General features: G+C 51.0%; 12 protein-coding genes and 1 tRNA gene. 8 read left to right on the forward strand and 5 right to left on the reverse strand.

The genetic code is table 11. The features are described 5' to 3' along the window. Positions 1 to 2: 2 nt before the first annotated feature. The 5 genes from ACR0IK_RS18890 (at position 3) to ACR0IK_RS18910 (ending at position 4896) form a co-directional block, all read left to right on the forward strand. Positions 3 to 989, forward strand: coding sequence for an ABC transporter permease (locus ACR0IK_RS18890; protein WP_174818509.1), 987 nt, complete (start codon positions 3 to 5; stop codon positions 987 to 989). A 56-nt stretch (positions 990 to 1045) separates the two neighbouring features. Beyond that, positions 1046 to 2041, forward strand: coding sequence for a substrate-binding domain-containing protein (locus ACR0IK_RS18895; RefSeq protein ID WP_010437236.1), 996 nt, complete (start codon positions 1046 to 1048; stop codon positions 2039 to 2041). A gap of 52 nt (positions 2042 to 2093) precedes the next feature. After that, positions 2094 to 2996 (forward strand): hypothetical protein, encoded by a 903-nt coding sequence (locus tag ACR0IK_RS18900; protein ID WP_480642751.1) that lies wholly within the window; start codon positions 2094 to 2096, stop codon positions 2994 to 2996. Further along, a complete protein-coding gene (locus tag ACR0IK_RS18905; RefSeq protein ID WP_480642752.1) occupies positions 2984 to 3793 on the forward strand; it encodes an NAD-dependent epimerase/dehydratase family protein in 810 nt (269 codons plus the stop codon). Before ACR0IK_RS18900 ends, ACR0IK_RS18905 begins: the two co-directional genes overlap by 13 nt. A gap of 569 nt (positions 3794 to 4362) precedes the next feature. Continuing rightward, positions 4363 to 4896, forward strand: coding sequence for a hypothetical protein (locus ACR0IK_RS18910; RefSeq protein ID WP_480642753.1), 534 nt, complete (start codon positions 4363 to 4365; stop codon positions 4894 to 4896). Between the two features lie 283 nt (positions 4897 to 5179). On the opposite strand, the gene ACR0IK_RS18915 is transcribed toward ACR0IK_RS18910, so the two are convergent. The 3 genes from ACR0IK_RS18915 to ACR0IK_RS18925 all read right to left on the reverse strand — a co-directional run bounded on the left by ACR0IK_RS18915 (position 5180) and on the right by ACR0IK_RS18925 (position 9658). Continuing rightward, positions 5180 to 6637 carry a pentapeptide repeat-containing protein gene (locus tag ACR0IK_RS18915; RefSeq protein ID WP_480642754.1) on the reverse strand — a complete coding sequence of 486 codons (1458 nt, stop codon included), beginning with the start codon at positions 6635 to 6637 and terminating at the stop codon, positions 5180 to 5182. A gap of 779 nt (positions 6638 to 7416) precedes the next feature. After that, positions 7417 to 9408 carry an AAA family ATPase gene (locus ACR0IK_RS18920; protein WP_480642755.1) on the reverse strand — a complete coding sequence of 664 codons (1992 nt, stop codon included), beginning with the start codon at positions 9406 to 9408 and terminating at the stop codon, positions 7417 to 7419. Then, positions 9395 to 9658 (reverse strand): AAA family ATPase, encoded by a 264-nt coding sequence (locus ACR0IK_RS18925; protein WP_480642757.1) that lies wholly within the window; start codon positions 9656 to 9658, stop codon positions 9395 to 9397. Before ACR0IK_RS18925 ends, ACR0IK_RS18920 begins: the two co-directional genes overlap by 14 nt. A gap of 533 nt (positions 9659 to 10191) precedes the next feature. Here ACR0IK_RS18925 and ACR0IK_RS18930 point away from each other — a divergent pair. The 3 genes from ACR0IK_RS18930 to ACR0IK_RS18940 all read left to right on the forward strand — a co-directional run bounded on the left by ACR0IK_RS18930 (position 10192) and on the right by ACR0IK_RS18940 (position 12552). Then, positions 10192 to 10785 (forward strand): recombinase family protein, encoded by a 594-nt coding sequence (locus ACR0IK_RS18930; RefSeq protein WP_480642759.1) that lies wholly within the window; start codon positions 10192 to 10194, stop codon positions 10783 to 10785. A gap of 243 nt (positions 10786 to 11028) precedes the next feature. Further along, positions 11029 to 11286, forward strand: a complete 258-nt coding sequence (locus tag ACR0IK_RS18935; protein WP_170787592.1) for a hypothetical protein — start codon at positions 11029 to 11031, stop codon at positions 11284 to 11286. Positions 11287 to 11598: 312 nt separating this feature from the next. Further along, the gene (locus ACR0IK_RS18940) at positions 11599 to 12552 is read left to right on the forward strand and encodes a tyrosine-type recombinase/integrase (protein ID WP_480642761.1); all 954 of its coding nucleotides are present in this window, start codon (positions 11599 to 11601) and stop codon (positions 12550 to 12552) included. 100 nt (positions 12553 to 12652) lie between these two features. Here the strand turns inward: ACR0IK_RS18940 and ACR0IK_RS18945 are convergent. Then, positions 12653 to 12729 (reverse strand) — tRNA-Arg (locus ACR0IK_RS18945). Positions 12730 to 12793: 64 nt separating this feature from the next. Beyond that, positions 12794 to 14176: an ATP-binding protein gene (locus ACR0IK_RS18950; RefSeq protein ID WP_480642762.1), complete on the reverse strand. Its 1383-nt coding sequence runs from the start codon at positions 14174 to 14176 to the stop codon at positions 12794 to 12796. Between the last annotated feature and the right edge of the window lie 17 nt (positions 14177 to 14193).

Below are 14193 nucleotides of genomic sequence, written 5' to 3' on the forward strand. Positions count from 1 at the left end.
CCATGACCGCTCAAGCCAACTTGCCCATGAAGCGTCCGCTGCTGCGCCGTGTCCTACAAGCCTTTGTCGACATTCGTGAACTGACGCTGATCGTTCTGATCGCCGCAATCATCATCGTAATGTCCAACGTTAATCCCTACTTCCTCAGCTTCTCAAACTTTCGAGCCGTGGCCGTGGGCATGGCCCCCACCGCGATCATCGTGATCGGTATGGCGATCCTACTTGCATCCGGTGGGTTCGATCTTTCCGTTGGATCGGTAATGGCTTTGTCTTCTACCGTCGTAGCCATGTTGCTTTTGACTGGCATGCCAATTCCGCTCGCTGTGGTATGCGGGTTAGTGCTGGGTGGAATTGTCGGTGTAGTGAACGGTTTGCTGGTGACCGGCCTCGGGATCAATCCGCTCATCGCGACCCTCGGCACGATGTCGATCGCGCGAGGCATCGCTCTTGTCCTGACCGAAGGTTTTTCTGTCTCAAGCCTGCCAGCATCATTTGCCTGGATCGGTAAGGCTGACATAGGCGGCTTTCCGGTCATCGTCTTGTTCACCATTCTGCTCGTCGTCCTGTTCGACCTGGCCGTCCGCCATACACGCTTTTTCCGTCAGGTCTACTTCATCGGCGCCAATGAAAAGGCCGCGATGTTGTCAGGCATCCATGTCACACGCGTGCGTATCATTCTGTACGCACTGACCGGTATTCTGGCTGCTTTGGCCGGAGTTTTGCTGGCCTCGCGCCTGATGAGCGGTACGCCCACAGCAGGCAACGGCATCGAACTTCAGGTTCTGGCCGCGGCAGTCATCGGTGGCGCATCCCTACGCGGCGGCGAAGGTACTATTCTTGGTGCTTTCCTCGGCGTCGTTTTCGTCGCGTTGATCAACAACACCATGACGATGCTGGCGGTATCGATCTACTGGCAGATGATCGTCATCGGCGGTGTGCTCGTTACAGCGGTCGCCTTGGACATGCTGATCCGAAGCAAACGGGGCTAATCCCGAAGCTTTCCAAAACTCAACAACAACCAAAGATCCAAAACAGGGAGACTACGATGACTGAATTGAACGTGAATCGGCGCAGGCTGCTGACAGCGGGCACCACCGCTGGATTGGCCGCAGCGTTCGGATTGCCCATGCTGTCCAAAGAAGCCATGGCGCAAGCGGCCGGCAAGGAGTATGTGTTCCTGTCCATCGTCACGCAGGTGCCGTTCTGGGTGGACTATCGAAATGCGATGGAAGACCTTGAGGAACTGATGGGCATCAAGGCCACATTCACCGGTCCGTTGGATTTCGACACGGCCGCACAAGCACGCCAATTGGATGAACTGATCGCTAGACGTCCCGCAGGCATCCTTATCTTCCCCGGTGATCCGGCCACTCTGGCCCCCGGTGTCGAGCGTGCGGTTGAGGCCGGTATTCCTGTCACATGTTGTATTGGCGATATTCCCGACAGCCCCCGGTCCACTTTCCTTGGTATCAACGGCGTTCAGGCAGGACGTGTCGGCGGCGAAATGCTCGCGCAAGCGATTGGCGGGAAAGGCAAGGTTATCCTCGGCACTTTCCCTGCCCCCTCCACATTGGAGCGGGTCGAAGGGTACAAACAGATCTTTGCCGAGAAATACCCTGATATCGAAGTGGTCGACGTTGTCAACGATAAGGCCGACCCGTCCTATGCGCCGACAGCCTATCTTCAGGCCATTCAGGCGAACCCGGATATTGTTGGCATTGGCGGCACGGACGGCGATAGCGGCAAAGGCGCTGCAATTGCCGTCAACGAGGCGGGACGCAAGGACATCAAGATCGTCGCGATGGACCGAAATGATGATATGCTTCCCTATATCGAAGACGGCACAATTCACGGCGCTGTGGCTCAGAAATCCTATCTGGAGATCTTTCTCGCCTTCCACATGATGCATTGGCAGAACACTGACGCGCTGAAGGTCTTGCCCGATTGGAAGGCGGCTGGCATCAATCCTTTGCCGGAGCGCGTTGAAACCGGGGTTATGCCGATCACTGCCGAAAACGTCGTCCAGTTCAAGCACACCTAAGGGATTGTCCCGGTGCATTCTATCGCGCCGGGAAACCGATAGGAGGGGGTACATGTCGGACAGATGGAGCGTTCTTCACCTGCAGCAAAACGATCTGCAGCTGACACTCCTGCCCGGCATCGGGGGCCGCTTATGGGATATAAACTTTCAAGGTCGCTCCCTCTTATTTCAAAACGCAGATCTCATCGGATTGGATGTCGATGACATACGGCTTGCTGATCTGCCCACACGCTCTCCACAATTTGGTTTTCCGCTCTGGGGCGGCGAGAAGACTTGGATCGCCCCAGATACTTCCTGGGTAAACGGCGCTCCGTTTCCCGTGTTGGACAGCGGCTCTTACCAGATCACTTCAAGAAGCAGCACGCATATCGACATGACCAGCGCAGTATGCCCGACCTCGCACTTGTCAGTATCGCGCCGCATCACACTAACCTGCGAGGAGAGCTGGGATATAGAACACATCGTGGTCAACCATGGGACCTCCTCGCGCCTGACCGGCATTTGGTCAGTCATGATGCTTAACACCCCCACCAAGGTCGGTGTCGAATTGGAAGACCCTGCATTTTATCCTGTTTTTGGCTCTTCCGAAGGGATGATAGCTACGCACGGCAAAGGCATTGTCGTGGATTTCAACAGACAGCAGGAATTCAAGGTCGGGCTACCGAACCCAAACGGACGTACAGTGGCGCGGTGCGGCGCTGATGGCCTTCTGCTGATGTGTTCAGTACCAGAACCTCAACAGGGCGATCAATTTGCACACGACTATCCGATTGAGGTCTTTAATTCGGGCGATTACGCCTATTGCGAAGCGGAGTGGCACTCCCCGGCACGCAATCTCGCACCGAATGAAACGCTGAATTTTCGGCAGACGTTCCGCGTCTTGGCGGAGGAAGATGCATCTCAAATGCCATTGGGACTCGCGAACAACAAGGAGTTCCTGTCATGCATGTCCTGATTACAGGCGCTGGTGGGCATCTCGGCCGCAAACTTTTTGACGCGCTAGAAAGCGACCCCGACTACACCGTTTCTGGCATCGACATTCGCCCCGTTGATCATCCCGACATTCACACCGCAGACCTGTCCGACGACAGCAGTTGGGTCAGTTTGCTTAAGGGCGTGGACGTTATCGTGCATCTAGCTGGTGACCGAGAGCCCTCCGCCACCTGGGCCTCCGCGATCAAACACAATATGGATGCAACGCTTTCTCTCTATCACCATGCGGCAGCCATGGGCGTCAGCCGAGTGGTTCTTGCCAGCTCCAACTGGGTTCACGGCGACAAAAGGTTCACGCATGAGGTGCTCAACAGCACGACACCACCAGGGCCAGTAAACGCCTACGGCATGTCAAAGCTATTCTGTGAACGGACAGGGGCATATTTCGCTGAGCATCACGGACTGTCGGTCATCTGCTTGCGCATCGGCTGGACACAATGGACTCACGACAACCAACCCGGCACACACATGGCGATGGGCCGGTGGGGTCAGGAAATGTGGTTGAGTGATCGGGACTTTCTAAGCGGAATGCGCGCCGCAATAGATGCCAAGGACATTTCCTTCGCAGCCCTGAACCTAATGTCTGATAACCCAGGCATGCGTTGGGATATCACCGAAACACGACAAGCGATTGGCTATTCTCCAGAGGATGGAAGCCCCGCGAAAACAACATTGGGCGTTGTCTTAAGATCGACGCTGAAACGGCTGTTTGCAGTCCGGCTCCCCAGCTATTTCACGACACGTTTTCCAGATTGGTAGAGTACAGGGCCCGGGTATTGTTGTCGCGTCGCGCAATCACACAAATCTCAGCGCCGTGTGAGCTGCCAACGCGAAGCGACCGGCCCATGCCTAGTTGGGTACAATAGGAAATTGGGTCAATGTTGTGACGGAAAGGTCAAACATCTCTGGCGTTTTATATGAAACCAGTGGCGGACCGAGGAGGATTCGAACCCCCGACCCCTTGATTCGTAGTTCAATGAATCCGGTATGTACTGACTATACTTGTGATTCCTTACCCTAACTCTTCAACAGCTTACAGGAAAATCCTGAAGACGAAGAGTGGAAACACACAACATGTAGCAGGCACACTTTCAGGCACACCCCTCTTCGTCTCCGATAGAACGACACCCTACAAAAAAACCAGTCCGCAAAAGAAAATGACCCTACCCAAAGCCCGGAACTGCCCAAATTGCGGCATAGAGTTCCAGCCCCGACGCCGCAATCAAAAGTACTGCCAACCCAACTGCCGTAAAGGAGCTTACCAACGGAAAGACCGGAAGAAGACCCCGGCAAATGCCAAGTCCAGCCCCACCAAGCGCAGAACGAACATGGAACTGTTTGAGTTCGCCAAGCGCCTAGCGGAAACAATGTACACAATGAAGCCCGCTGAGAGGCTGGGTTTTGTAAAGAGCCTTATCGATGAGGCTAGAAGTGGTAATCAAAAGATCAGAGAAGTCCTGACCAACCAGTTGCTTTTGTACGCTACAGTTGAGGATTGTCCGTGGCCGTACCACCGACGCTCAGGATCATTCCGGAACATCACTCAAGCAGTAAATGCCTACTGCAGAAAATTCTGGGGGGCAGGTGTGCTGGAAGTCATTCGAGACAATATACCAGAACCGGCGACGGGTGAGGTACCAATCGACGCAAGCGAAGTTTCAGTTAAGCCTGCTAACCATCGGGATCACCAAAACGTCGTCACCATATATTATAATAGCAACCCTATGCCCGGAGTGATCGAGACCAAGGAAGCACCGCTGGTACGTGTTCCAATCGAACTAGGAGACCTGAAGAGACACCTGAGAACTATCCCTGATTACATGCGAAGGCTGAATGAATTTTCACCCCCGTTGGCGGCTTAGGCAAGCCTTGGACGATGGCGGCAAAACTGGAGCGCTGAGGGGCCGTATGAGTTGCACGACATACCGTCTCTTCCGGTTCATGACAGTCTGATCGTTAGACAACGGGATCACGAGTTGGCATTAACGTTGCTGAAGGATGCGTATCAGGAACGATTTGGATTCATTCCCCAATTGAAGGCAGCTATAGAAAGCGGCATTGTTGTGGCAGCTACCCACAGTGCGTCCGGCCAATTGTTCACCATGTAACAAGCAACTCGCAGCCGGAAAAAGCTCGCACAAATGATCATAAGGGTATCCGCTGACAAATACCGCCTTTTTTACTTATCTCGGTCCAATTGTCCAGCAACAACGACTGCAGATCTTCATCTAATTGTTCGAACTTGATATAATAAATTTCATCATGAAATGATTTGAATTTTGAAATATCGCTCGGACACTTTGTCAATTTTCGAAGTTCATTTTCAGAGAATTCATTCGGATCGATACCCAAAGCGTTGAACCAATCAGATTCCCTTAAGTCAACATTTTCGAATGTCGCACCGTGAAATGTAGCGTAACGCAATCTCGTATCTTCGAAATTTAAGCTCGAAAGTTTAGAGTCCTCAAAGTATGAATTCACCAAAAACGAACCCGCAAAGTTTAAGGTGTAAAGTTGTAATTTTGAAAAATCCATCCCCGCCAAATCAATTCCCGATAAATCACTTTCGGAAAAATAATCTCTAAGCGGGTTGGATTTATATTTCTTAACTAGTTCAAGCACTTCGATATTAAGAGACCTCTTACTCTCCATATCGATGCTGACTTCCCGGCCAATGATGGGAATTTTTTTCGCAAGCCAATATAGTGCTTTTTCCCGTTCGGGTTGGTCAGAAATTGCCAGTATATCGTCGAGTACTGAAAGATGGGCCTTAGCTGACAAATACTGTTCGGATTCAATGTCGCTCGAGATGTTTTCAAGCACATGGTTAATTTGGTTATCCCTGATGGGCATCCAATAACTCGTCATTCCAAGCAGAGCGATGGCAACAAGTATTGCAATAAAATACTTGATCGGAAACCTAGCTAAATTGAACAGCAGAGAAACTGGCTTCTCATCTCTATCCGCCTCGCTAAATGGTATTTCAGAAGTTCTAAGGTATGGAATCCAATTAGTTTCTATGAAAACTGTATCGAAATAATCACTGTGACGTATGTCGTGGAACCGGTCTGTTACATGAACATCGCCGAATCCGAAGGTTCCTGTGGCACCGTACCCCCAAGTTAATGACTGCGCCAACACAGGCCAAACATCTTTCGTCCCGCATTCATTCAAAATTCCGATGCGGCTTTCTGCCGATCGGACTTGCTTTGAAACTCGAGCCCAATCGAAATTTGCCGGGACGACCGAACCACACATTATAAGGCGGTCAATCATGATGTCTGGGTTCTTTTTCAACACTTCGGTGATGGCGAACGTGCCAAAGCTGTGTGCAAATACTATTATCTTGCGATTTGGGTAGTTACTAATGACTGATCGAATTTGATTCTGAAGAACGTTGATTGGATTTGCACGAAGCAGTTTCATTGGAAGCAAAAAACGTATCACATCAAAGTAACCGTATTTGATTGGCAACACTTTGTAGTCTAACGCCTCAGTAATCATCGCTGCCACTCTAGACTGCCAGCGTGCAGCCGTCCGAATCCCATGAATCAAAATAACAACTGGTGTTTCGGGCGTCTCCGGCCCTTTTTCACTATACATATGCCAAGCTTCTCAAATTATATTTTTTCAATCAAGGCCTTAGAACGAGCAATATGATCAATACATAGTCACAATAACGATTGGCTGAGAAATTGGGCGCTGTCCTTTGAGTGTTCATGAATTCGTCGATCAATGGCGCGTTTGATCTGGTGACAGTGTTTCCTTCAAATCTTCGGTTCGTTTCTTAATGCCCCACCGATTGGAAAACTATCCACCTAAGCCAAGACGGTCAGCAAACAGCCGGGCTCTGCCGAGCTTACTTTCTTGTATTATTCGACATACCCGGTGGGCTGTATGACGTCATTCGAGTCCAGCTTCTTGCGAAGGAGGGCGTCAACTTGGTCTGCGCTTTGATTGTTTCTTTTAGCCTTTCCAGTTCCAAACCAAAATCGCCTGCTTCGTGTAACTTTTCAGCTGCTGATAATAGCGGTGGGCGGCATAAGGTCTGTAGGTGGCTACCTTATTGGGGGGGGTGCCATCCCCCTCTGCTAACAAGTCATCCCATACAATGTTCTATAAGAAGTATCTTAGGCATTACTAGGAAGCGTAAGCAGGACAACGAAGTTGCTACTAAGAACTCTCGTGGCGTTTGCAAAGTTAATTACTGCGCCTAACGGAGTTACGGCAGGCCACTGAATCGCCGTTTGCTACACTTGCAGTACCGATTGCCGGTAATGGCAGCTACGTGCAAATAAACTGACAAAGCCGTATCTCGCTTCCGACTTTGCTTCTTATGGGGCAGGCGTAACACGTCGTGATGCTGTTCAAAGCGGCCTTGTTCAAGTTGTCGCGCTCACTAGAGCATTATAGTGAACTGGTGCCACGGTCTCGATCATCTTTAGCAGGTGTTTAATGTTTGTCTGAGTCTCTCCAACCAATGCCGGGTCCAGTCCAGATAAAGTCGGATGCGACAGGTCATTGGTGTATTTGTACAATGAAGATTTAATCTGCTCGTCATAATTAAGATTCGTCAACTTCTTGAAAAATGATTTGCCTGTGGAATGTTGGTCCAAAAATGTTTCGAGTACTTTCCTCGCTATATTCGGAATTGGATAAGATTGAGCAATCGTTCCATCCGAAACAAATTCAGTTAATGATTTGAAGAGATAAATATACTCGTTGGGATGCTCCACCAGAATGCTGTCCAATGGCTTTAGCTCGCTTTCTCTTGCATCGGGGCTGGTTTGCGTACAATGCAGCATCCAGTAGGATTTATCCTTTTGGTTTCCGTAGGTAAGCCAACTAAGAAGTAGCTTTAAGAACTCGAAGTTATGCGTCAGTAGGAATACCTGTTTTGCATCCTTCACTGCGTTCTTCAGATATGAAAAAGCCTGATACACTGAGCTAGAGTCCAGACTTGAGATAGGATCATCAATTACGACAATTCCTTCTTTAATATCAAAATCTTGATCTTTCAATCCGACCGCAAAATACAGAAATGTGATGGCTGTTTTCTCACCTTCACTTAGCCTCTTTGCAGCGCGACCATAGCGCACAATTCGGTATCCCTCTCCTTCTGGCTCAAACTTCAAGTCATCGCGGCCAAGGAAAGAGGCCAGTTTCTTCGATAGGTCAGCAGCTGCTTGGTGCGAGTTTGATATTTTTGCTCGGTTAGTTTTGATCCGCTCTTCCAAATCGTTGATACCAAGCAAACTGTTTTTTGTATCGCCGTCATTGTAGATCTTGATCTTGTTTTCTAAATCTTTGCTTAGCTTTGATAGGTCTTCAACTTCCTGTTCGATGGTAGACAAAAAGTGCGTCTCGATCTTTGCAAAATTGTTGACCAACCTCGTCTGGTAGTCATTAGTCTCAGCATTGTGGCGTCTGATCAGGGAGTTAAGCGTTGATAGCGTTGCATCCCAGGTCGAGCTGTTCAGTACGGGAATTACTACATCGTAACTTTCGGTACGTCGGGTGAGCTTCTCCTGAAGCGCTTCCTCCATTGTTTTTAGATTCAACAAAACAACCTTTTGCTCTTCAGAAAGGTCCTTTGTGCCTTTGGAAAATTCATCACGAAGTTCAGGGTACAAGTTTTTTTCACTCAATCCTTGGATGCGCTCGACTTCGTCAGCAAGTGCGCGAACATCGGAAATTGTACTCTCAATCTCATCTTTGAGTTGGCTGTCCGATTTGTTGAAGTGGGCGGCCAAAGCTGCCTCACGCTCTTTAGGGACTTCTTGAAGACAGTACTCGCAGGTTCGATCTTCCTTTCGAGCGTGGAGGTCCCTCCCTCGCTCAATCCAAGCCGCCAATTCATGATTTGTCTGCAGTCGCTCTATTGCAGCGGAGGTGGCACTCTTGAGTCCGAGTTTTAGAACGCGGTTCCTCAGCATTTCAACCGCCTCAAATAGCGGTGGGCATCTTTGGCCGATCTGAATCTTGGGCGATGAAAATTCAGTCAGACTATCCATAGCAGGCTGCTTCATTGCGGCGGAAGCTGCGGCAAGTTCGTCCACGGACAGCTGCTTTCTACAGGTCAGGTCACCATAGGCTTTCTCAGCATTTCGTTTGTTGTATGTTCGTATGACTGCCCCATTAGCGGCTTCGGTAATTTTGGGGGCAACATCAGTAAACAGCTTACCTTTTTTCCTTCCAAGCCACGTTGCTTCATACTCTGCTTCTTCGAGTTTTTCGATAAGATCGTCACGCCGAGCCTCGTCAGCCCTAACAGTCTCAGCTAGTGTCTTATTCTCCTCACCAATCACGTAGATTGGATTGAGCGTGCCTTCGAGTTGCCCAATATTCGCATCCACATACTCAGCGTTGAACACTCTGATTTTTCGCGGATAGGCCGTTCCCTGCTGAAAATTGCCATCTGTCGGTCACGACCTTGTATTTGAGGTCGGGGAATCCTTCCGCTTTACCTTTGTTCAAGTCGGCAAAAAACCGAGAAAGCGTCGTCTTACCCGAGCCGTTGAGTCCATAGATCAAGTTAAACCGCTTGAAAGGTTCTATACCTGAGGGTTTTTTATAGTTGGAAAAGACACCAAGATTCTCAATCTTTTGGAAATGTTGGATCATCTAAAGGCCTAAATTTGTAAATTGTATCAATGGCTTCAACGGTGCTGTCGAACATGACCCAAGCCGAGCGGTCTGACAACCCAAAATTCTCGCTAAAATTGTACGCCGCCGCCCAAAAAATTGCAGAGGTTCTTTAAATGTTTGCAGCGAACTGGGTTCGCAGAGCTAAGTGCCAGCCGGTGTCCCTAGACTACCTCCTCGGGTACACATGGTGAAATTTTGCCTCCTGCTATTCTTAATGTGGGTGTGTCTCGAGATGGTTGATATTCAAACAACAATAACAACTCTCTAAACCCCCTGCTTTTTGAAGCCGTGTTTTCAAAGCCCCGCCCCCTTCGAAAATCTCTTAAAAACCTCGGGGCATCATGCTCGACGCCCAGCGCAGTAAGGCCCTCAACGCCAGCCGATAGACCATGCCCATGTGTCAGCCTCAGAGCGTGGCGGAAATGCCTGTCAATGGAGTCGAATTCGACTTTTGGCGGACACCCCGCCCCAACTTCTAAAACATCATTGGCAGACAAGGAGACCATCGCATGATGATTGGATATGCTCGCACCTCGACACTGGAACAGAAAGCATCCCTAGAGGCCCAGAGAGAGTCACTGAGGGGCGTTGGGTGCGAGAAGGTGTACGAGGAACAGATAAGCTCTGTGGCCCTCAGAGAGTCCCTCAACGCCGCTATGGAGTTCTGCCGAGAAGGTGACGTTCTGGTTGTGACCAAACTGGACAGACTAGCCCGGTCTGTGAAGCATCTCGGGGAGATTGTGGACGACCTAGAAGCAAGGAATGTCGGCCTTCGGGTGTTGAACTTAGGCTTGGACACCTCCAATGCCACGGGGAAGCTGATGCTCAATGTTCTTGGGTCTGTTGCCCAATTTGAACGGGAAATGATGCTGGAACGTCAACGGGAAGGCATCGCCAAGGCCAAGGCACAGGGCAAGTATAAAGGCCGGAAGCCGACGGCCCGTATGAAAAAGAATGCGGTGCTGGACCACTTGGCCCTAGGTCACAGCAAAAGGGAAACCGCAGCACTACTGGGGCTTTCCGAGCGGTCCGTTTATCGAATTGTCGGTGAATACCAAACTCAGGGTTTGTGTTCGGAGGATACCGGCCAATCAACAACTTAAGGGAGTGTTAGCTTGGTAGACGCACAGCCCTTACCTATTGCCTCACCTATGACGTGTTCAGGCTACAATCGAGCAGGATATGTTAGATACATACTAGGACTTACAAAACTTCTCTGCGATAACACTGCGAGAATAGATGGAAGAATTGAGATGCTCTCGGAAAAGCGAAAAGAGAAAAACAAAAGCAATCTGGGAAAGCGCCTTAAAGACGCAAGAACCGCCGCAGGGTTCACCCAGAAAGCAATGGCTGACGAACTTGGCATTGAATACTACACGATGGTCAGTCAAATGGAGTTGGGCTACATCAGCATCCCTGCGACGCTTTGGGGGCCGATTGCTGACGTTCTGAAGATGGACAAGTCGGAGTGGGTTTTGCTCTGCCTGAACGAGTACCAACCAGAACTCTATCGTGCATTGTTCGAAAATCGCAGTCGCCGTGAAGTCACCAAGTTCCTGACATTGCTGCGAAAAGGGCAACTAGAGAACACCCTGTCCGACTAACAATATACGTGGCCGAACAAATCGGCTTGACCATCATGTATGGAGTTACTAAACACTCCATCCGAAACTAGCGACGAGGATGAATGCCACCAGAATCAAACAAGATACAAGAGTATTGCCAACAGGAAGTATGGAGTTACTAAATACTTCTTCTGAAACAACCAGCAGGCATCACGCCGCAAATAGAAAGATCATCCGATGCAAATCTACAAAAGGCCCAATTCAACCTTCTATTACTACAGATTCATAGTGAACCATCGTGAGTATAGAGGCTCAACCAAACGTCGGGACAAAGCCGGGGCCAACCGCGTCATGATGGCCGAATACCATCGCATCATGGACATACGTCAGCATGGAGAGAAACCCGAGGTCACGCTTCGTGACGCGTTTCAACATTGTGTGGACAGCGTGAAAGACAAGGCCAAGGCAACCCATGACAGTTATCAGAACAGCATGAACAAGTTGCTGGGGCTGCGAGAGCGCTTCCAAGGCTTCTGGACTTTGGATCAAGGCAGGTTCATGTCCGACCTTTCTGATGACGATCTGGAAGATCACCTTCAAGCCCGATTGGACGAAGGATTTAGCCAGAACAGCATCAACATCGAAGTTCGGTTTATGAAGAGAGCATGGAACCTCTGCCGGAAGAAGCACAAGGTCAACCACGACATAACCTTCGTGTTGCCTAAAGGCTTCGTCAAATGTCGCTCCCTGTCAGAAGCAGAAGAACGAACGGTCATTGACTACTGCATTGCCAAACAGACCGAATTCCCCGACGCCTCGGCATGGTCGAAGGCCCACGACCTATTCATTTACCTGATTGACACAGGGGTTCGCCTTCGAGAGGCGACACTGGTCGATTGGGGAGCCATCGACATGCGGGAGCGCTATATCGACAACTACAACTTCAAAACCAAGAAAGAGGTCTTTGTTCCCATTTCTGACCGCCTGTTTGAGGTGTTGTCCTCGCTGCAAAACCAACCCCAGCCTTTCGTCAGCATGGACAGGGCCATCAAGAACCTAAGACGAGCCATCACCGAATGCTGCCCTTCAAGCCCCCGTGTTTTGGCTACCCAAGGCAAGGCAACGATCCACTCCTGCCGGGACACTTATGCTACGCGGATGCTGAACAACGGCATGAGGCTGGAAGAAGTCTCTCACCTTCTGGGTCATGCAACCATTGTCCAGACTCAGAAGTACGCCAAGTTCGCCAAGAAGGAAGTAGCTGATAAAGCACGGCAAATGCTCAACGCACGTAAAATCGCCTGATCAAAAAAGACATGGCACACTATCGGGAACAGTATGGAGTTACTATACAACCAATGGCACTCAAAGCACCACGTAAGTTACTGATTTTGTTGGATACCAATGGCGGACCGAGGAGGATTCGAACCCCCGACCCCTTGATTCGTAGTCAAGTACTCTATCCAGCTGAGCTATCGGTCCGCGTTGGTGAGGCGCTATGTAGACCTACCTCCGGGCACGTGCAAGTCGATTCTTGAAAAATGTTCTAAAAAGTCACGTCACCCTGCGGCAGGCGGATTTCAAAGGTTGTTCCCTCAGGTCCGGTCTCGGCCAGAACAAGGTCTCCACCATGTCCGCGCACCAGTTCTTGCGAGATTGCCAGACCAAGGCCCGACCCCCCTTTGCGCACCCCGCCCTGAAACGGCGTGAAAAGATTCTCGCGCGCTTTGGGCGGCAAGCCCGGGCCGTTATCCTTAATCTCGACGCACCAGTCATTCTCGTGAACACATCCTGCGATCGTGATCTTGCCCGGCTTGCCCGACGCCACCAACGCCTGACGGGCATTGCGCACAAGGTTCATCATCACGCGGAACATCTGTTCCGGGTCTGCGCGGGCGATCAGATCCTCCGGCACTTCGTTGACGATCTCGACGCAGGCATTGGCCACGGCCAGTCTTTCGCTGGCGGCTACATCCTCGGCCACGTCTCGCAGGGGCACCATGGTCAGGGTCGGCGCAGGTTCCTCGGCGCGGCCAAAGGCCAGCGTACTCTCGCACAGGGACACGGCCCGGGTGATCGAGTTCACCAACTTCGGGGCCATACGGCGCACCAGCGGGTCGTCACTGGCCTCGATCCGGTCAGTGAAAAGCTGTGCCGAAGTCAGGATGTTGCGCAGATCGTGGCTGACCTTGGCCACAGCTCCGCCCAGCTGTGCGAGACGTTCACGTTGCTTCAAAGCCTGCGTCAATTCGGTCTGCAGCTGTTGCAGGGCTTCTTCCGCCTCGCGCAGTTCGGTCACTTTGGAATTGGGAGAGATAATTCCCCGTGCGTCCTCGGGTGCACCCGCATAGCGCTGCATATAGCCCACAACTCCCTTGATGGGCTTCACCAGAACAACCCGAACGGCCAGAAACAGGAAAAACGCGGTGATGATCGAAATGACAAATGACAGGCCCAGGATACGCAGCCCATAATCCGTCATCGCCATGCGCAGGGGCTCGGTGTCTGTGGTGACCTCGATCAGCAACCCCGCCCCTTTGACAGGCTCACCGATCACGCGAATGACCTCATTTTCCGGCGTGAACAGACGCGTGACGGCATCTCTAATCAATATCCAAGGCCCCGCATCGCGCAGGTCGTAGGTTCTGGTGATCGGCTCGGGAATCGGGGAAGACAACATCAACTGCCGTACCTCATCCCGCCGCAGCACTACGTTATAGACCCCGGCATTGGCCAGCAGTTCGGCTTCAAGATCATCGGCCAGCATGTCATCGGCCAGCAGAGCCAATGACGCGATCTGGGCGCGCTCAAGCCGGTTCAGCAGGAAATCTTCGCGAAAACGCGCAATCGAGGGCACAAAGATCAGAACCTCGGCCAACATCACGAAGACCGTCGTCAGGATCAGAAATCGGCCCGACAGCGAGTTCACTAAGCTCTCCTTTTCCG

It is taken from the genome of Ruegeria sp. BF7 (assembly GCF_056538605.1).